A 19,204-nucleotide genomic window follows, 5' to 3' on the forward strand; every position below is an offset into this window, starting at 1 on the left:
CCGGGACCGATCGCAACTGGACCGGTCACCCCTTCGTTCAGTCCAGTTGGTATGCCTTTGGTCGCATGGCCTGGGACTATGAGCTCAGCTCCGAGGCGATCGCCGAAGAGTGGATGCGCATGACCTTCACCAACGACCGCCGCTTTCTCGACCCCATTGGTGAAGTGATGGCGTACTCCCGCGAGGCGGGGGTCAACTACCGCAATCCGCTGGGTCTGACTCACCTCTTTGCCCAGGGCCACCACTATGGTCCGGCGCCCTGGTATGACGAAGCCGAGCGGATGGACTGGACCGCCTGGTACTACCATCGGGCGGACGAAGACGGCATCGGTTTCGATCGTACCGAATCCGGCTCCAACGCCATCGAGCAGTACCATGGACCGGTGCGGGAGCATTTCGGCAATCTGGATCAGATCGACGAAGATTACCTGCTGTGGTTTCACCATGTGGGCTGGGGCTACAAAATGAACTCCGGCCGTACTCTCTGGGAGGAGCTGGTGCTGAAATACGACGAGGGCGTGCAGCAGGTGCGGGACATGCAGGCCGAATGGGAGAAAGTGCAGGGGCTGATCGACCGGGAGCGCTACGAGCATGTCAAAGCGCTACTGGAGGTACAGCTGCGCGACGCCATTCGCTGGCGCGACTCCTGCGTGAGTTACTTCCAGAGCCTCAGTGGTCTGCCCCTGCCGGAAGGGTCGCCGGAGCCGGAGCACGATCTGGAGCATTATAAAAAGCTGGAGCACACCTTCTACGTGCCCGACCCCTGGCACCCGAAGGGCAACGACCGGCGGGTCGACTATTGATTGAGAGGTGAACCCGTCGGGCCCGATACGGAGTGTCGGGCCCGGCTTCTTCTGGGGTATACTCGGAAAACGATGACAAGAACTGACCAGACGAGGCGATAGTGGCAAAGTCAGCAGCGAGCATTCCTTCCTCCAAAAAACGCCGAATCGCTGGCAACCGGTCGGTGTCCGCTCAGATTTTTGAATTCATCCGGGATGCCATCGTCAGCATGGAGTTTCAGCCCGGGCAGATGATTCCCGAAACGGCGCTGGCCGAACAGTTTGGTGTCAGCCGCACGCCGGTGCGCGAAGCGCTGATCAAGCTGGCCAATATCGGTTTTGTTGATGTACTCCCCCAGCGGGGCACCTACGTCTCGAAGTTCAGCATGGAGAACATTCTGGAGGCCCGTTTTATTCGCGAGGCGCTGGAACTGGCCGTCATTGCCCACGTGGCCGAGCATGCGGACGATGAGTTGGTAGCAGAGTGTGAAGCCATTCTGGAGGAGCAGCGCATTGCGGCGGAAAACGATAACGCCCTGGCGTTCCAGAAGCTGGACGATAACTTCCACCAGACGCTGTCGGGGCGTACCGGGTATCATCGTGTTACGCAATTGATCGAATCCGAAAAAGCCCATATGGACCGAGTGCGCAACCTCAGTCTGCACATGAGTGGTCAGTACCACCGGGTGCTCGATCAGCATCGCGATATTCTCAATGCGGTGAAAAATCACGACCCCGAGGCGGCCCGCAAGGCCATGTCCGTGCATATGCAGGATGTGTACAAGGTGCTGACGCTCATCCCGCGCGAGCATCCGGAGTATTTTCAGGACGAGTGAGGCCTGGGTGAATGTAGCGCTTCAGGTTTCCTGATGATGTTCGGATGTTGTCTCTTGCTCAGCGCTGGGGTTGCCGTCTCGTGACTGATACAGCTCGTTATCCTGATTTTTGTCGATGCACTGTTCGTATGCCTGACTATAGTCCGTTTCTACGCTCTGCTGGGCCTCCCTGGCACACATCTCTTCGACGGAATACGCATCGCTTTGGTAAATATCCACTTGTGCAACAACCAATGAACTGGCGCTGCTCAGCGTTAGCGCGAAAATTGATAGGTGTAGTCGATTCATAGCCGGTGACTCATCAAAAAGGGGAGTGCAAGACACACTCCCCGGTAGAACGACCTGGTGGTCAGTAAGTGAGTTACAGGTTGCCGTAGCCTATGGCACCGTTGCAGTGCAGCCATTCACTATTGGAGCCACCGCACTGGTTGTTTTGCCAGACTCCGGTGTTGTAGCTCTGATTCTCAGACTGACGGGTGGCGCCGTTGACCTGAATGTAATCCACCTGCACATCCCGACCGCTGGCGTCGTTGCCATACTCCACAGTGATGCCGCCGGTCGCGCTTCCGTTCCAGGTATAGTTGCTCATGTTGGTGGACAGGGTCCAGGTGGCCACGGTGTTGTTATCAACGCGCAGGCTGATTTGTTCATCGCCATTTGTGCCGCGCGCGCGCACCACGATCTCGTTGCCCCCGGTGCTGCCGCCACCGCCACCACCAGTGCCGGATTCCCAGACCGACACATTGGCGCTGCCGCTGCTCTGGTAACCTTCTGTCGCCATGACCTGATAATTGTGGGTTCCCAGGTACCAGCCCTGGTTGGCCCAGGCGTCAACGTGATTCTGGAACGTGATGGTGTTGTTGTTGCCCTGTGGACGCTTGGAGGTCCGGACGCTCCAGTACTGATAGAAGGTTGTGTTGCCTTCGATGGAAGGCTGATTGACCCGCTGGGTGCGATACAGGTCATAGGTGCCACCGTCGGTGGACACAGTGCCTACCGAAGTGCCACCCGGTGGCCGCCAGCTGCCCCAGCTATCCACCACGTAGTATTCCACCAGAGGGTTGGTACTCCAGCCATAGAGGGTGAGATACGAGTTGCCTGAAGGCGAGTAGTTACCGGCGTTGTACCCGATGATCCGGTTGGACGCCCCGGTGCTCCAGCCCTTGCCGCCAACAAAGTTGCCGGTGTTGGACCACTCGTAGCCGTAGTTGCCTTCGGAGCCCAGCGTCATGCAGGCGGAGCCGCCGCCATCGGTCCAGTGAGTGTAGTAGTAGCCACCGTTGGTGCCGGTCTGATTGTCACAAATGGTCTGGGCATTGGCTGCCGAGATACCCAGCACGGCCGAGCAGGTGAGCAGGGCGGTAGAGAGAGATTTTATCCAGCTTCTCGCCCCGGCGTTGGTTTCAAATAAAGGCATACTTTGATCCTCGTGATTGAGTTATTTTTTTCGTCACGGGCTATCCGCCGTAATCGACGAAACAGGCTTTCGTCACTGTGAACGCCCGCCACGTTAGAGGCCTTGTCAGGTTTGACAGTACATCACTGACTCATGGGCTGGGGTCGCGTTATGATTATTGTTGGTTAGCATGCACCCGTCAGGCCCGAGTAGGTCCTTTTTAATCCTCAGTGTGATCTGAGGTTGAATCAGTGTCGGGAAGTGTTGACTCGAGACGACTTAAAGTCAAATTAACCATAAATGTAAAAAGGTTGTTTCATGTTTATATATTCAGAAAGACTATAACAAGCTGTGGTCGGAAGGCTGACAAGGAGCGGCGCTGGAATTTTTGCCAAAAGCAGTTGTGGAACGACTTGGAGGCGGTATCCGGCCGATCGTCAGGTTATCTGAAAAGCGGATGTCAAAATCCGTGGTTTGTCGCCAAAATAAACGCCCGATATTGCGAATTGATATAAGCTGACCGACAACATGTAACCGTATTCAGAACAGCACTCGTCTTCGCAATGGCGTTATTGCCAGCGCGGCAAGCACCGCCAGCGCGACCGCCTCGAACCAGGTTGGCAGAAGTTCTCCGGTGGCACCTACCTGGGCCTCAGGGGCGATACCCAACCACTGCACGGTCTGATCCGCCACCAGTCCGACAAGAACCGTCGATACCAGAATCCCCAGCAGATACAGCGCCATGACGGCGGCGCCCATTTCTTTGCGCATGACGGCCAGGGTGGCCATGCTGGTAATGGGGGCCGCGAGGAGAAACACCAGGGCGGTTCCGGGCGAGACGCCTGCCACCAGCATGCCTGCGGCAATGGGGGTGGCAGCGGTGGCACACAGATACAACGGTATACCGACAATCGCCATCAGAAACATGGCGGGAAGGCCGCTGCCGTGCTCGGCCAGGGCCTGAGGCGGCACCAGCGCCATCAGAATGCCAGCGATCACCAGACCGGCCGCCAACCAGCGGCTGATATCATCCAGCAGGTCGGCAAACGCATAGCGCAACCCGTCCCGCAGTCGACGGGACAGGGAGGTCTGTGTGGTCTCGGCATTCGACCCCGCTGCAACCGGGCGGGTGCCACAGGTGTTGCTCTGGCAGCAGCCTGCCTCGTCGCCGACGTGCCTTTTGGGCTCATGGTGTCCTGACGTGGCGGACCTCGTCCGGGGGGCGTGGTCCGCCAGGGTCACCAACAGGCCGGTGGCAATGGCGGTAACGACGGCGCCAGTGGCTCGGGCGACCAGCATGAAGGGACCCAACAGGGCATAGGTGATGGCAATAGAGTCCACACCAATCCCCGGTGTGCCGATCAGAAAAGCGGTGGTGGGCCCCCGCCCCGCGCCGCCCCGGTGTAGGGCAAAGGCGGTGGGAATCGCGCCGCAGGAGCAAAGAGGCAGTGGCGCACCCATTACCGCAGCGCGGCTGACGCTGGCCAGTCCCTGACCGCCCACCCAGCGCAACAGGGCAGCCTCAGGAATCAGGGCTTTGATCAATGCTGCGGCCAACAGGCCGGCCAGCAGCCAGGGCGCAGCGGTCAGGGCAACGTTCAGAATCTGTTCGAGTACCACCATAGCAAGAGACTCCAGAACCGGTCTGGTGACAGGCCAAGGGAGATTATGGGACCAGTGTACACCCATGGGACATGGGATGCGGTCGGGAGAGTGGGGAGACAAAAAAAAGCCCCCCGGCGCACCGGGGGGCTGACGTCAAGGGCCTATGGGCCCCTGAAATTCGGCGCTTAGAAGTCCAGACGCACGCCGGCTTCAATGGTGGGGCCGTATTCTTCGTACTGGGAGTTGAATTCAGAGCTGCCCCAGTAAGCGTACAGCGGCTCGTCATTGATGTTGACCAGGTTCATATACACCTGGGCCATGTCGTTGATCCGGTACTTACTGGTGATGTCCACTTGCAGGTGGTTGTCCTGGTAGCGGTCAAACATCGGATCGGAAGCGTCATCGGTTTCTTCGAAAAACTCGCTGCGGTAGGCCGCGGCGACGCGAATGTTGAAGCCGTGCTTCTCATAGCCCAGAGCAAAGCTGGCAATGTGGTCAGACTGGCCGGGCAGGGGGATACCGCTGTCGCGCTCGGGCAGGTCGGATTCACTGTCAGTGAAGGTGTAGCTGGCATCCAGCAGCAGACCGTCCCAGGGTCCCGGCAGGAAATCGAACTGACGGATATAGGCCAACTCGATACCGTAGAGCTCGGCATCCCCGCCATTGATGGTCTGAGTCACCTCATCAAAGGCTTCAAACGGGGCTTCACCGGCGACATTGGCGGTCAGGAAGTAGTTGCTGATGTCCTTGTAGAAGAAACCGGCGGACATCAGGCTTACCCCAGTGGGATAGTATTCCCAGCGCAGGTCAAAGTTGGTGGACTCCAGTGGCTCCAGGTCCGGGTTACCCGTTTCAGCGACCCGCTCGATGTCATCACCGGAGCCTTCGATTTCGATGATCTGCCAGGGACCGGCGGCTTCAAATCCCGGACGGGCGATGGTGCTGGTCAGCGCGGCCCGCACGGCCATGTTGTCCTGCAGCGCGTAGTTCAGGTGCAGGCTGGGCAGTACATGCGAGTAGCTTTTGCTGTCTGAGAAAGCGTTCAACTGGGGTTCGCCGTCATTGACGTTTTCGTCGATCGTCACCTGGGTGCCCCGGGCCGCGTAGTCGGTTTCTTCCACACGCACACCACCAATCACGGTCAGGCGCTTGAACTCGGCTTGGGCCATGACATAGGCGGCGTTGATGTCTTCTTCGATATCGTAGTCCTCGGCCGCACTATCGATCAGGCTGTCTTCGGCATTCAGTTCGAAGTTATCGCGGTTACCGTAGAAGAAGTCGCGATACTTGTCACGATCCACCGCCGGGCCAAAATCGCCCCGGGGCGGATAGTCCACGGGCGAGTCCTGGGCAAAGTCGGCAATACTGTAGGTATCACCAAAATCTTCGTAAATGCTGATGTCGATATTGTTTTCTTTTTCGCGCTGACGGGTCTTGGCACCGAACTTGATGAAGCCCGGCACTTCACCGAACATCACATCGCGCTGGGCGTTGAAGGCAACCGCCAGTTCGCGCTCTTCGTTGAACACGCTTTCACCTTCGGCGGACTCGAGAATGAAGTCGCTGGCGTTGCTGCCCTGATCGCCAATAACGTACAGCAGCGGCTGCTGGGCATCACCGGACTTGTCGTAACCCATGGCGACATCTTCCGCCAGAGTCTCACCGGTAATTTCCAGGTCGCCCGCTTCACCGGCCGTGGCATAACCCAGGTTGTAATCAAAGGTCCAGTTGTTGCGCTCGTTCTTACCGCCCAGGCTGTAGCTGGTGATATCGACAATTTTATTGCTGTCGGAATGCGCTTTTTCGTATTCAGCCCCAACGAATTCGCCGCTGTCCGCATCCAGACCTTCAATGTCGCCTTCCTCAAATTTGAAGATGTTCTCTTCTTTGGTTTCAGCGTCATCGAACTCGCTGTACATGGTGCGCAGATAGTACTCGTCGGTATCGGTCGGGCGATAGTCAAAGTTCAATGCGACGCTGGTGCGCTTGCGGGTCAGAACGTAGTCCCGCTGTTCACCTTCCAGCAGAGCGTTGACCTCATTGCCTTCCGGCGTTTCGGTCATTTCCCAGGGAGCCCCTTCGATGCCGTCGGAAACGGTATCGCGATCAAACTGGCTGACGGCAAATGCAATCCCCAGGTTATCTTCACCATCGCCAATGCTGAACAGGTCGGTGTAAGACGCCGAGATGTCCGGGCTGGTTTCTTCATTGGTGGTGTTGTAGCTGCCACCCACCGTGACGCTGCCGCTGCGGCCACCCAGATCAAAGGCGGTCAGGGTTTTCACTTCGATGTTACCGCCGACGGCGTCGCCGTCCATATCCGGCGTAATGGCCTTGGTAATCTCGACCGATTCCACCAGATCCGAGGAAATCGCATCGAGGTTTACCGCGCGCGAGTCGGCTTCCGGCCCCGGAATACGCATGCCGTTAATGGTGGTGGAGTTGAAGCTCGGATCAATGCCGCGAATGACCACAAAACGGCCTTCACCCTGGTCGCGCTGAACGGACAGGCCGGGGGCGCGTTGCAGAGCTTCGGCGACGTTCTGGTCCGGGAAGTTGCCCACCGAGTCTGACGACAGCACGTCGATTACCGAGGGCGCCCGACGACGACGGTTGATCGCCGCGGCCTGACCCGCCGCCTGGCTGTCGATCAGCAGACCTTTCAACTGATTGGCATTGTCCTGCTCGCTGCCACCACCGATGCGGATGCTGACCTCGGCGGTTTCGCCGGCGATGACCGTCACGGCCACTCGCTCTGGCATGGCACCGCCGTACTCTGACACCAGTTCGTACTGGCCTTCCGGCACATTGTTAAAACGGAAGCTGCCATCGCGACCGGTCACTTCCCGGCGGCGTTGGCCTTCAATACGGACTTCCGCATCGGGAAAGGTGAACTCGCCGGTGGCGTCGGTCACCTGGCCGCTGATGGCCCCTGTGGATTGGGCTTGGACGGCTGCGCAGAGCGCAACCAGCCAGAGGCCGAACAGACCTCGCAATAGGTGTTTTACTTTCATCGTGTACATTGAGCTATCCCCTGAACATAAGAAATAACCATCTCCGGAAGAACATCCTGTTCTTCCGGAGTGGCTCGGATTTTGTGGTAGAGGACGTCACGCTAGCGGGTTCATATGACAGTCGGGCGACAGTCATTTGAACAGCAGGTTAAGCTTTCATGACAGGCTGGTGGTCGGCGTTGTCACTCAATCGTCACTTTAAGTTCACCGTTCAGTCACGCCAGGGTCACATACCGGGAGCACACTCAAACTCATCAAAATCGACGCAGAGCGCGCTGTGATGCATTCAGGATGGAGTGCGTCAGGGCGTTTTATTGTGAGCCGTCATAACCATTGGATTTCTGAGTCTGATATGAAAAACGTAGAATGCAAAGCGACCGGGAACCGCGAAGGCCTCGTCAATGAACAGCGCCGCCGCCTGTTGCAGAGAAGTCTGATCGCTTCGGGGGTGCTCGCGGTCGGTCCGGGCCTGTGGGGTTGCACCACCCAGGGTTCTCCCCGATCCGCCAAGCCCTTGGCGCTGAAAAAGAAAGTCAGCAACATTCCCAACCTCGCCGGCACCTTGCACGAAGTCGTGGTTGAGAATGATCCGAACACCCGAATGATGGTGCCTCGTGGTTTCTCCGTTCGCGAAGTGGCGCGCACGGGACAGCGGGCCTATGCCGGCTCTGATTATGTATGGCATGCACTGCCCGACGGTGGCGCCACCTTCCCGATGGACGATGGCGGCTGGGTGTATGTATCCAACGCCGAAGTGGGAGCCTGGCGCCAGGGCGGCGTGGGTGCACTGCGCTTTAACGCGCAAGGCGAGGTGGTCGACAGTTACGCCATCTGTACCGGCACCACCAACAATTGCGCCGGTGGCCCCACGCCCTGGGGAACCTGGCTGACCTGCGAAGAAATTGATGAAGGCCTGGTTTACGAGTGCGACCCCACCGGTCGTCAGCTCGCCGTGCCTGCACCGCTCTTGGGTGTGTTCAAACACGAGGCCGCGGCCGTGGACCCGGTTCATCGTCATATCTACCTTACTGAAGATACCGAGGACGGCAACTTCTATCGCTTTGTGCCCGAGTACTATCCTGAGGGTGGGCGTGCCGATCTGAGCAAAGGGCGGCTGGAAGTGGCAGTCGTGACCGGTGACGATCCGCTGCAGACCCGTCCCGTGCAGTGGCACACAGTGCCCAATCCGGTTCCCCGTCTGGGCGGTGAAGATCCCGAACGCCGCGAACGGCCCACCCGGAAACAGGTAGCCGATGCCGAACGGTTTGATGGTGGGGAAGGCTGCTGGTATCACGAAGGCATGGTGTACTTCACCACCAAAGGTGATAACCGAGTGTGGGCGCTGGATACCAACGCCAATACGCTGGATCTGATTTACGACAAACAGTCCGACCAGGCCTTCAATCCCGGCATTGACGATGTGGACAATCTGGTGGTGTCCGCCGGTGGTGACGTGCTGGTGGCTGAAGATGGTAGCGAAATGCGTCTGGTGGTGGTCGGTGCCGATATCACGCCGTTTGAACTGGTGAATGTGGTCGGTCAGCGTGACTCGGAAATCTGTGGTCCGGCATTCAGTCCCGATGGCGAGCGTCTGTACTTCAGCTCTCAGAAAGGTTACACGGGCGATCACACCGACGGCCGAATTTACGAGCTGCGCGGCCCATTTTTTGTAGACGCCGGTTAATCACGTCGACGCCGATGATCACCAAGTCCATGTCGGGTGGATAAGGCCAAAGGCCGCCATCCACCAACACCGAAAGTGAAGTAGAGGTCATTATGAACGGTTTCAGTTTGGCAACGTTAGCGGAATTATTGGAGCTGGGTGGTCCAGTGGTGATGGTTCTGATGCTGATGTCAATTTACGCCCTGGCGATCGTCGTACTGAAGTTATGGCAATTCCGCACCATCCGTCTCGGCGAGCGCCGTTTTATCGATCCGGCCATAGACGCCTGGCGCAAGGGTGACACTCACAAAGCCGGCGAATGTCTGAAAGGCCAGCCCAACCCCATTGCCCAGGCCATGAACCTGGTGGTCAAGGGCAGTGAAGCGGGCATTCCCGAAGACAGCCTGCGGGAAGAAGTGGCCCGCACCGCAGCCCGGGACATCAATGTCCTGCGTCGGCATTTTCGTCCGTTGGAAGTGATCGGCAATATCGCCCCGTTGCTGGGCTTGCTGGGCACGGTGATTGGCATGATTGCCGCGTTCAACCAGTTGGAAGCGGCCGGCAGTCAGGTGGATCCGTCGGTCCTCTCCGGCGGTATCTGGGAAGCGCTGCTGACCACCGCCGTGGGTCTGGTGGTGGCGATTCCGACGGTGGCGGCTCTGAACTTTCTGGAGCGCAGTGTCGAGCGCCTGCACGAAGATATGCAGGATGCGCTGGGTCGCGTGTTTACCAGTCGGGTTTTCAACCGCGTCACCGCTGATAGCACCGAACCATCGGTGAGCGAGCGCAACTCGTCGAAAGCCGGACAACGCACCAAGTCCGCTTCGTTGGAAGGGGCCCTGGCCGGTGCAAATTGAAGTCGCTCCCCGTCGTAAGCGTAGCGTCAGCCTGACACCACTGATTGATGTGGTGTTCAACCTGCTGCTGTTTTTTATGCTTGCCTCCAGCCTCGCCCAATGGAGTGGCCTGGAGTTGGCGACCGGTAGTGAAACGGCCAGCAATGACGATATTCCCGCAGCCGATATCTATTTGTTGGGCGACGGAGAATTTCGTTATGACGAGCAAACGTATCCGCTCCAGGCACTGGCAGAGCAACTGACTCGGGACCTGGAGGCTGAGCGTATTTCTTCGGTGATACTGCGCGCTGAGGATGGCGTCAGGCTCCATGAATTGATCGACAGCTTTGACCAGTTGGGCCATGCCGGTATTCAGGCGTTGGCGCTGGGCGAAACCGCTGATTGATCTGTCCACCGCTGTAACCGAAACCTCGCTATGTTGAAACAGACCGATTTCTCCCTGCCGCCCATTCCCCGGCGAACCACCAATGCGGAGGACAATGTCCTGCCGCTGATCAATGTGGTTTTTCTGTTGCTGATCTTTTTTATGGTCAGCGGCACCCTGATCCAGGAACCACCGTTTGCCGTGACCCCTGCCACCACTCGTCACGCTGAGGCACTGGACAGCCAGCCGGAATACCTGGCCATTGGTGCCGATGGGCGCTTGGCCTGGATGGGCGAGGCCATAGAGCCGGCCGGATTAGCGGAACGTCTTGCCCAGCGCGAGCAGCCTGAGGCTCCCTTGCAGGTGCGCGCTGATCGCCGACTGGAAGCCCGCGTCCTGACCGAACTGTTGGCCGAGTTGCGTGCCGGCGGTGTTGCCCAGATTCAACTACTGACTGAAAGCGAATGATTCAACAACCGCGACCCGTCCACTGGCTGTTGGCCCTATCCCTGGCGTTTGCTGTGCACACCCTGGCCATGGTGCGTCTGGATTCAGACCGGGAAACCGTGCACCGCGCGGAAGATCCCGGGGCCCAGTCGATCACCATCGCGCTGGCACCGCCACCCAAGCCAGCTCAGCCGACGCCGGCCCCCGAGCCCGAACCTCAGCCGCAGCCGGAACCTGAGCCTCTGGAATCTCCGGTCAAAACGCCGGAACCCGAGGAGGAGCCAGAACCACAACCGGAGCCGGAACCAGAACCTGAGCCGGAGCCAAAACCCGAACCGGAGCCTGAACCCGAGGTTCAACCCGAGCCGGAACAGATCGTAGAGACGGACGAGTCGACCGAGTCCGCTGATGAGCACAGCGATCAGGAGGCCAAACGCACCGCGGATCGGCAGCAGGCCGGTGCGACGGGCGGCATTCAGGATGCGCCGCCGGATTACCGCACCCAGGTCAGCGCTTGGTTGGAACGCCACAAAGAGTATCCCATGAGGGCCCGTCGCAAGGCCGAGCAGGGCATGGCCATGGTGTCATTCACCTTTGACCGGGACGGCAACATCCTCGATTACGAACTGATGCGTCCGACCGGGCACAACAGCCTGGACGAAGCGGTTGAAGAAATGCTCGAAAAGGCCAACCCCTTGCCCAAGATGCCCGATGACATCGCCCAGAGCCGCATGACCTGGACGCTGCCGGTGTACTTCCGACTGAATTGACCGACGGTATCTTCACCGGACACTGTCAGCCTGAATCCATGTCGAAATAGACAAACGTACGTCCTGAGGAAAACCATGAACCACATCATGAATGTTGCGCCGACTATGGGCTCTGTGGCGCGCCAGCCTCGCGTCATAGTCCCGCTGTTGGCCGGTGCGCTGAGCGCGTTGCTTTTACTGGGTTGCAACAATACCGGACCTAAACAAAATCAACCCGTAGCCCAAACGGAAATCGATCGGCAAACCGCGTTTCGAGTGCGCTCGGAGTTCGGTTTGCCGCTGAATGACGATGGTGGTTGGGCCAGCGACACCAACGAGCCGGCCACCGTGTTCGCCGATGAGCCCTTCCGGATTCGCTTTGAAGTCGAAGCCACCGAAGCGGATAACACCGCGCGTCGTTACCCGCTTGACGTACGCCGCAATAATGGCGAGTGGGAGCCCCTGGGGGCCGAAAATTTCCCGCAGCCCGCCAAAGTGTACGAACTCGATTTTGATCGCCAGCCCAGTGACGCGATGGACGAGCTCTGGCACCTCATCAGCGGCGACGCCTCGGCGCTGTCCTGGATAGCGAATGGCGATGAAGGACACCTGACGCTTCAGTCTGACGACTTGGCACTGTTGGCCCTGGGGCGCTATGAAACCCATTGGGAGCCACTGGAGTTCGCGGTTGACCTGCGCCTGCCAGAGGTGGACGCCCAGGCAGGCGTCGTGTTCGGTTATGAGGATGCTGAAAACTATTTGCGCGTGGACGTAAAAGCCGGTGACGCCGTGCAGGTGGTCCGCGTCAGTGAAGGTATGGAGTCCACACTCGCCACTCACCCGTTCGACATCAAACCCGGACAGTGGTTTGAGCTGAAACTGATCCTGGCGGGCCAGGACCTGATCGTGGAATACCATGATGAGGCACTGGTCTTTACGGAAAACCTCAAACGGGACATTCCCCCTTCCGTCGCCGGACTGTATGTGCCGCAAGGAAGTCGGGCGGACGTGCGGGCCTTGGTGGTGGAAGGCCAACCTCACTCGCCTCGCACCAGTATTATGGCCAGCGCATCGTTCGGGCACGGTGCCCCAACCCGGGATCTGTTAAGCGTCTCCCTGCTACCGTTCACCGGTGGTGCCGGCGTCAGCTTCGCGGATCGTACACCGGTCTGGTCACCTGAGGGCGGGCACAGTGAATGGGAATTTCCCATCGTGATTCGCCGCTTTTCCGACGAAGCCGCCCTCAACGAGTCCGGTGACCGTTTCGAGTATCGGCTGGTGGATCAGACGGGAGAGCCACTGGCGTCGGAGGTGCTGGCCTCGGTAACCCTTGAAGTCGCCGATGGTCACCTGGGAGGTACCTTTGTGGAAACGCCCATGCGCATCGGCCCCTGGGAGGCGAGCAATGGCGATCTTTACTTTCTGATGGAACCGGCGGAAACCTGGAATGCCCTGATGACTGTCAAGTCCACCAATGGTGGAGAGAGCTGGTACGAAGTGGATGGCGCACACCGCCCCAAAACCGGCGACCTGGAAGGCTTCGCCTCGGTTCGGGTGGACGACAGGATCCATATGCTGCACCAGACCTCCGATCATGTGTTCTATCACGTGTTCCGCACCTCAGATCACCCCGAGCAACCGGATACCTGGGCCATTCGCGACGAACGACTGGCCTCCCCCGAAGAGCCACCTACCCAGGTGGCCGATATCGCTGTGCGCTCCGATGGTAGCGTGGTGGCGGTATACGGTGGCCCCGATAAAATTCACTCCCGCACCCGCTCACCCGAGGGTGACTGGAGCGAGGAAACCGTGATTGATGCCGACATCGGTCCGGCTCTGTCAGGCCCGGCGCTGGTGCTCGGCAAGCATGGTGTGGTGCACCTGGCTTACACCGGCGATGACGGCAGGGCGTTCTACCGTCAATTACTACCCAATGATGAACTGACCGAGCGGCAAACCATCGCGGAGGGACTCGGCACCGATAGTGAAGATATCGGCTCCATTCTGCCCCTGGTGTATCAGCCGGAGTCCGAAACGGTCGTGATGATTTATCGGCGGGCGGACGGCTATCTCTGTGAGCGGCGGCTCGACGCCAAGGGCAACTGGAGTGACCCGGTTCAGGTGAGCGACCGCACCGTGGTCCAGAACGCCGTTGACGCCGATCAGACCGGGGCGGACGCCATCGCCTATGGCAACAGTGTCCAGGTGCTGTTTATTGAGGAGGATACCGGCCACCTCTACCACACCGAACACGGTGGTGAGGGCGACTGGAGTGAAGCCCGGTTGTTGGTCGACGATGAATCGGTGCAGTGGGTGCGCGGTGCGCTGGTCAAACGGAATGAAGCTTCTGCGGCTTATGGCTACGTCTATGACGGCGGCGCCGATGGTGGCTCCGGCAAGAACCGCTACCGGGAGCTGCCACTCAAGGCACGCTGAAGTTCAGTGAATCGTCCGGGGTGTGAACCACCCCGGCTGCAGGGGGCGCACGGGAGTGCTATTATCAAGCTCATTGACCCAAGAACAAGGAGCCTGCCATGAGCGAACCCCTGTACTCCGAACACCCCGCCATGTTCAAGAACAACCCCATCGGTTTTATCGTCAGCCTGTTGCTGATTCCGGTTTTCGGGCTGGGGCTGCTGATTCTGCTCTGGTGGTATTTGCAGTGTAAAGGCTCACTGCTGACGGTGAAAGAGCACGACATTCTGTACGAACAGGGCCTGCTCAGTAAAAACCGGGCCGAGTTCAGTATTTCGGGCATTCGCACCGTGCGGGTCAACCAGAGTTTTTTCAATCGCATTTTTGGCGTGGGTACGATCCAGATCTACACCGCTGGTGACCAACCTGAAATCGAAGCCAAGGGGATGCCCGAACCCAACCGGGTGCGCGAATTGATCAAGGCCCGCCAGAACGGAGGCGCCCGGTAATGGTGGGGGAAGAAGATCGCAAGGACAGGAACGAATCCCGCAAGATTGCCATTGTCCTGGTTTCGCTGGTGGTGTTGGTGGGCGTGGCGGCGATGTTGCTTTTGCCCTCCCTGGCCGAATTCTCCGCGTCCTATCTGGAACCCGGCATGGGGCTGAAAACCGCCGCCATTGTCTCCTTCTTTGTCACCGTCGTGCTGTTTCTGGTCTTCGCCGTGGCTTCCGGCGACGGCCTGTTGGGGGAGTTGCAGTTTATGCTGCTGGGCTTCTTCCTGTTTTTTGTGATTTTCTGGTTGATGATCGCCTGGATTTTTTGATCGTCTGTTTCAAGTCGCTTGACCCACCTCAGTGGGCATAACCAAACACCGCGACAAAGTGGCATAGGGTGCCGCCCAACACAAACAGGTGCCAGACAAAGTGGGCGAACTTGACCTTCGAGTCCAGCACATAGAACACCACACCCAGCGTATAAGATGCGCCACCCGCCACTAACCAAGCGATACCGGCGGCCGGTACCTCGCGGGTTAGCGGGTGCATGGCCACCAGCACCATCCAGCCCATGACCAGGTACAGCCCCACCGAGAGTACCGGGTGGTGCAGCTTCCTCAGGCTCTTCATCAACACCCCAAAAGCCGCCAGCACCCAGATGATGCCAAACAGCGTCCAACCCCAGGGGCCGCTCAAGGCGCCCAGTGTAAAGGGGGTGTAAGTGCCGGCAATCAGCAGGTAAATGGCCGAGTGATCGATGTCCTTGCAAATCCGTTTGGCCCGTCCCTGCGGCAGCATGTGGTACACGGAGGAGGCCAGGTACAGCACGATCATGGTCGCGCAGAAGATGCTGACGCCCACCACAAAGGCCGGGTCCTCCAGGCGAATGGCCCGGGCCACCATGAACGGTGTGGCAATAATGGCGGCAATCAGGCCGATCCCGTGGCTGATGGTATTGGCGGCTTCTTCGCCCACCGTCTGCAAGCGGCCCTTCAGAGCCTGAGTGGCTGTGTTCATCAAGTGCTCCCGACGTGAATTCCTATGCTGAGCGCCAGCATAACCGACGCATGGTGGTCCGGCTAATGATACTATGCGCACTTTTTTGGTGCATAAGGACAGTTTGGTGTCTATCTCCTCTCTCTGGCGAGAAATTCTTGCCTATCTTGGCATTGAGCGCAACCGGACCCGTCACAGCGAAAAGCTGCTATCGGCACTGGGTGCCTTCGTGGGCATTCTGGCGGTCTATGGTTTCTCCCACTGGTATCTGGCCGACGTCGGTGCCCTGTTGATGCTCGCCTCCATGGGCGCTTCGGCGGTACTGCTGTTTGCCGTACCGCACGGGGCATTGTCCCAACCCTGGGCGGTGATTGGCGGCCATCTGGTCTCCGCAATAGTCGGGGTCAGTTGCCAAAAGTTGTTCCCCGGTACGCTCTGGACGCCGGCCCTGGCCGTTGGGCTGGCGGTGGCCGCCATGCATTACCTGCGCTGCATTCATCCGCCGGGCGGTGCCACCGCTCTGGTGGCGGTCATCGGTGGGGCCAGTGTACATTCCATGGGTTACCACTATGTGATCACCCCGGTGGCCCTGAATGCGCTCACCCTGGTGGCCACGGCGGTGGTGTTCAACAGCTTTTTCGCGTGGCGCCGCTATCCGGCCCACTGGAGTCGCCGCCTGGACCATACCAGACACGCGCCGCCCAAAGTCGGCTCCATCACCCTCAGTCAGGAAGATCTGGCGGCCGCCATGGAGCAGCTGAATTCCTACGTCGACATTACAACGGAAGAGCTGGTGGAGCTGACGCAGCTGGCACGCGAACACGCCGAGCAGCAGGTCGAGCACCCGCAGCGAATTGATGCCGGTCGTTTCTACAGTAACGGAGAGTTGGGGAATCGCTGGTGTGTGAGGCAAGTCGTTGATGCGGCGGATGCCGCGGAACAGCGCCGGGATCAGGTGATCTATAAAAACGTCGCCGGCGCCAACGCCTATGAGACCGGCATTTGTCAGCGGGAAGAATTCAGGCAGTGGGCGCGCTTCGAAGTGGTGGAATCCGGCGGAAGGTGGGTTAAGCTGGGCGGCAGTTGATCAACAAGACGGGAGTCAGTGCATGCGATTGGCCATTCTGGATGCGGATATTCTGAGAGAGGCGTTGCAGCCTAAGTACCACAGCTACGGCCGAATGTTTGAGGCGCTGTTCGAGCGTCAACAGCTCGATTGGGAGATGGACATTTTCAGGGTCATTGAGGGCGACTATCCCTCGGACATGGATCAGTATGATGCCTACCTGATCACCGGCAGCCAGTACGATGCCTTTTCCGATGAGCCCTGGATTCGCCGACTGCGTGAGTATGTCCGGGCGCTGTTCGAGGCGGGTAAACCGATGGTGGGTGTCTGTTTTGGCCATCAACTGCTGGCGCACGCGCTGGGTGGAGAGGCCGGGCGCGCGGACACCGGTTGGGGCCTGGGGGTGATGACCTATCCGTTGCTGACCAAGCCACCGTTTGTGGATGATGCCGAATCGGTATCGTTGATCATCAGCCACCGCGACCAGGTGACCCGCTTACCGCCCGACGCCGAACGTCTGCTCAGTAACGACTTCTGTCCGAACGCGGCCTTCCATATCCCCGGTCGGGTTCTGGCCATTCAGGGCCATCCGGAATTCAGCGTGGACTACGCTCAGGCCCTGTTGCAGTACCGCAAACAGGAACTTACGCCAGACCACCTGGCCAGGGTGCTTGAAAGCTACTCGGTTCCTCACCAGGGTGAGCGTGTTGGCCAGTGGATGCGCCGGTTCCTTGAGCAGGCCGTCGCCTGATCAGTGCTCGGCCCGGCCGGTCTGCATGTACTGACAGATGTGCTCGGCCAGGCTGGTGCCCGCCTCGTTCATCGTCAGGTAAGTCCGGTTGGCGCCAGCGGCGTCGATGCGGTTGGCTTCATCCTCGTACAGGCTATGGGAAACGATATAGCCCTCAAAGCCATTGCTGCGCAGTTTTTTGGCGGAAATGATCTTCGCTTCCGAGTCGCTCATGCTCAGGACCACCGCCTTGATCTGGGTCATGTCCAACCCCTGCCAGAAGGCCTGATCCTCGGCGTCTGCGAACAGAATATTGCGTCCCGCCTTACGGTGTTTGTCCACCTTGCCGGGGTCCGAATCCAGGGCAATCAATTTATAGCCCTGCTTCTGCAGGCGTTCGTAGGCGGCGGCACCGGTGCGGCCCATACCCATCACCACCACCTCGGCATCACCCAGGGAGATCGGCTGCTCGTCCGGATGCCAGCTATCCCGTTCCAGCTTCTGCAGGCGGTTGGCCAGCTTCTCGTAGAGCGGATGGGCGATGTGGTTGAGCGGTGCGGAGAGCACGAAGGAAAACGCCAGGGTAATGGCAATCGGCACCAGCCACTCCGGCAGCGCAACACTGGCGACGATCAGGCCAAACTCGCTGTAGTTACTCAGGCTCAGGCCAGTCAGAAAGGCGCTGCGGGCGCGCAGCTTGAAAGCCAGCAGCAATACGAAGAACAGCAGCCCCTTGAGGGGCAGCACCAGCGTCATGATGGCGGCAAAAATCAGCATGTCGGCGTCGGGCAACCCCTCCATGCCGATCTGCAGAAAGAAACCTACCAGAAACAGTTCTTTTACGCTCCAGAGCGAGTTGGACAGCTCGGTCGCGCGCGGGTGATTGGCCAGCAGGGCGCCAAAGGCCAGCGCTCCCAGTTCGGAGCTGAGTCCCACAGACTCGAACCCCTGGCCACCTACGGCCAGTGCCAACAGCAAGCCCAGCAACATCAGCAACTCGTCGTGGCCACTCATGTCGAGCAGGCGATAGAACACCGGACGCAACAGCGGCAGAGCGAAAATCAGCAGCGCCCACCAGGAGGGCGTCTCGCCGTTGGCAAAGGCCATGACCACCAGGGCGATCAGGTCCTGCACAATCAGAATGCCGATGGCCACCCGTCCGTGAAAGGCGCGCAACTCTCGCTTGCTGTCGAGCACCTTGGCCGCCAGCACGGTGCTGGAGAATGCCAGCGCCACCGCCAGCATGCCGGCGGTGTAGGGCGAGATATCCATAAACAGATAAAACGCCGGGGCGAGCACCAGACAGGACACGGTAAAATGCAGCAGCCCGCCGCCGATCACCTCCGGGCGCACCAGGTTGCGCAAGCGCAACTTCAAGCCCACTGTAAACAGCAGCAACAGCACACCCAGGTGGGCGATATGATCCAGTATTTCGCCATTCTCTTCGGGGAGGTTCAGTGCCGGGGCGACCGCACTGATGGCAAAGCCGGCGGCCAGGTAGCCGATCAGGTTGGGCAGGCCCATCCGGTGAACCAGAAATCCCAGGGTGAAGGCAAATGCGATCCAGACGGCTTCCAGCATGAAAAGCTCCGATGGTGAAACAAGGGGTCCAGTATACGGGTGGCTAGTATATCTGACCAACGCCAATAAAAAAGCCGTCGCCCGGACTCGGACGGCGGCTCAAGCGAGATGGTCAATGAGGGATGGCCGGTCACTCACCCCGGTGCATCATCAGTAAGTGCAGGCGTCCGGGTCGTTTGCCACAAAATAGGACTTGTAGTTGCTGGCAA

At 59.2% G+C, this 19,204-nt stretch carries 17 protein-coding genes and 1 pseudogene; 12 read left to right on the forward strand and 6 right to left on the reverse strand.

Annotated elements, in window-relative coordinates; all coding sequences use genetic code 11:
- Together B3520_RS15960 and B3520_RS15965 are read left to right on the forward strand one after the other, a co-directional pair.
- A pseudogene (locus tag B3520_RS15960) lies at positions 1-803 on the forward strand (alpha-glucuronidase); the annotation flags it as partial.
- Positions 804-904: 101 nt separating this feature from the next.
- Positions 905-1,618 carry a GntR family transcriptional regulator gene (locus tag B3520_RS15965; protein ID WP_286804837.1) on the forward strand — a complete coding sequence of 238 codons (714 nt, stop codon included), beginning with the start codon at positions 905-907 and terminating at the stop codon, positions 1,616-1,618.
- A gap of 21 nt (positions 1,619-1,639) precedes the next feature.
- Here B3520_RS15965 and B3520_RS15970 read toward each other — a convergent pair whose 3' ends face one another.
- The 4 genes from B3520_RS15970 to B3520_RS15985 form a co-directional block, all read right to left on the reverse strand.
- Entirely contained in the window at positions 1,640-1,906 is a 267-nt protein-coding gene (locus B3520_RS15970; RefSeq protein WP_286804838.1) for a hypothetical protein, read from the reverse strand.
- A 73-nt stretch (positions 1,907-1,979) separates the two neighbouring features.
- On the reverse strand, positions 1,980-3,035 hold the full coding sequence (locus B3520_RS15975) for a glycoside hydrolase family 11 protein (RefSeq protein WP_286804839.1): 1,056 nt from the start codon (positions 3,033-3,035) through the stop codon (positions 1,980-1,982).
- Between the two features lie 519 nt (positions 3,036-3,554).
- Positions 3,555-4,637 carry an SO_0444 family Cu/Zn efflux transporter gene (locus B3520_RS15980; protein WP_286804840.1) on the reverse strand — a complete coding sequence of 361 codons (1,083 nt, stop codon included), beginning with the start codon at positions 4,635-4,637 and terminating at the stop codon, positions 3,555-3,557.
- Positions 4,638-4,804: 167 nt separating this feature from the next.
- A complete protein-coding gene (locus B3520_RS15985) occupies positions 4,805-7,642 on the reverse strand; it encodes a TonB-dependent receptor (protein WP_286876429.1) in 2,838 nt (945 codons plus the stop codon).
- Positions 7,643-7,985: 343 nt separating this feature from the next.
- Between B3520_RS15985 and B3520_RS15990 the strand changes: the two genes are divergently transcribed.
- From B3520_RS15990 to B3520_RS16025, 8 genes are all read left to right on the forward strand, one after another.
- The gene (locus B3520_RS15990; protein WP_286804842.1) at positions 7,986-9,317 is read left to right on the forward strand and encodes an alkaline phosphatase PhoX; all 1,332 of its coding nucleotides are present in this window, start codon (positions 7,986-7,988) and stop codon (positions 9,315-9,317) included.
- Between the two features lie 92 nt (positions 9,318-9,409).
- Positions 9,410-10,153, forward strand: coding sequence for a MotA/TolQ/ExbB proton channel family protein (locus tag B3520_RS15995; RefSeq protein WP_286804843.1), 744 nt, complete (start codon positions 9,410-9,412; stop codon positions 10,151-10,153).
- Positions 10,143-10,538, forward strand: a complete 396-nt coding sequence (locus tag B3520_RS16000; protein ID WP_123638128.1) for an ExbD/TolR family protein — start codon at positions 10,143-10,145, stop codon at positions 10,536-10,538. Before B3520_RS15995 ends, B3520_RS16000 begins: the two co-directional genes overlap by 11 nt.
- Before the next feature lie 30 nt (positions 10,539-10,568).
- Positions 10,569-10,985, forward strand: coding sequence for an ExbD/TolR family protein (locus tag B3520_RS16005; RefSeq protein ID WP_024461072.1), 417 nt, complete (start codon positions 10,569-10,571; stop codon positions 10,983-10,985).
- Positions 10,982-11,734, forward strand: a complete 753-nt coding sequence (locus B3520_RS16010) for an energy transducer TonB (RefSeq protein ID WP_286804844.1) — start codon at positions 10,982-10,984, stop codon at positions 11,732-11,734. Before B3520_RS16005 ends, B3520_RS16010 begins: the two co-directional genes overlap by 4 nt.
- 75 nt (positions 11,735-11,809) lie before the next feature.
- Positions 11,810-14,149 carry a sialidase family protein gene (locus B3520_RS16015; RefSeq protein ID WP_286804845.1) on the forward strand — a complete coding sequence of 780 codons (2,340 nt, stop codon included), beginning with the start codon at positions 11,810-11,812 and terminating at the stop codon, positions 14,147-14,149.
- 98 nt (positions 14,150-14,247) lie between these two features.
- A complete protein-coding gene (locus B3520_RS16020; RefSeq protein WP_286804847.1) occupies positions 14,248-14,637 on the forward strand; it encodes a PH domain-containing protein in 390 nt (129 codons plus the stop codon).
- Positions 14,637-14,951, forward strand: coding sequence for a hypothetical protein (locus B3520_RS16025; protein ID WP_286804849.1), 315 nt, complete (start codon positions 14,637-14,639; stop codon positions 14,949-14,951). Before B3520_RS16020 ends, B3520_RS16025 begins: the two co-directional genes overlap by 1 nt.
- A gap of 28 nt (positions 14,952-14,979) precedes the next feature.
- On the opposite strand, the gene trhA is transcribed toward B3520_RS16025, so the two are convergent.
- Complete coding sequence (trhA, locus tag B3520_RS16030; protein ID WP_286804850.1) at positions 14,980-15,639, reverse strand: PAQR family membrane homeostasis protein TrhA; 660 nt, start codon at positions 15,637-15,639, stop codon at positions 14,980-14,982.
- 106 nt (positions 15,640-15,745) lie between these two features.
- Here trhA and B3520_RS16035 point away from each other — a divergent pair, with 106 nt between their 5' ends.
- Positions 15,746-16,705 carry an HPP family protein gene (locus tag B3520_RS16035; protein WP_286804851.1) on the forward strand — a complete coding sequence of 320 codons (960 nt, stop codon included), beginning with the start codon at positions 15,746-15,748 and terminating at the stop codon, positions 16,703-16,705.
- Between the two features lie 22 nt (positions 16,706-16,727).
- Complete coding sequence (locus B3520_RS16040; RefSeq protein WP_170162880.1) at positions 16,728-17,435, forward strand: glutamine amidotransferase-related protein; 708 nt, start codon at positions 16,728-16,730, stop codon at positions 17,433-17,435.
- On the opposite strand, the gene B3520_RS16045 is transcribed toward B3520_RS16040, so the two are convergent.
- On the reverse strand, positions 17,436-18,995 hold the full coding sequence (locus B3520_RS16045) for a cation:proton antiporter family protein (protein WP_123638121.1): 1,560 nt from the start codon (positions 18,993-18,995) through the stop codon (positions 17,436-17,438).
- Positions 18,996-19,204 lie beyond the last annotated feature (209 nt).

Source organism: Marinimicrobium sp. UBA4509 (assembly GCF_002388575.1).
Taxonomy (GTDB): Bacteria; Pseudomonadota; Gammaproteobacteria; order Pseudomonadales; family Cellvibrionaceae; genus Marinimicrobium; species Marinimicrobium koreense.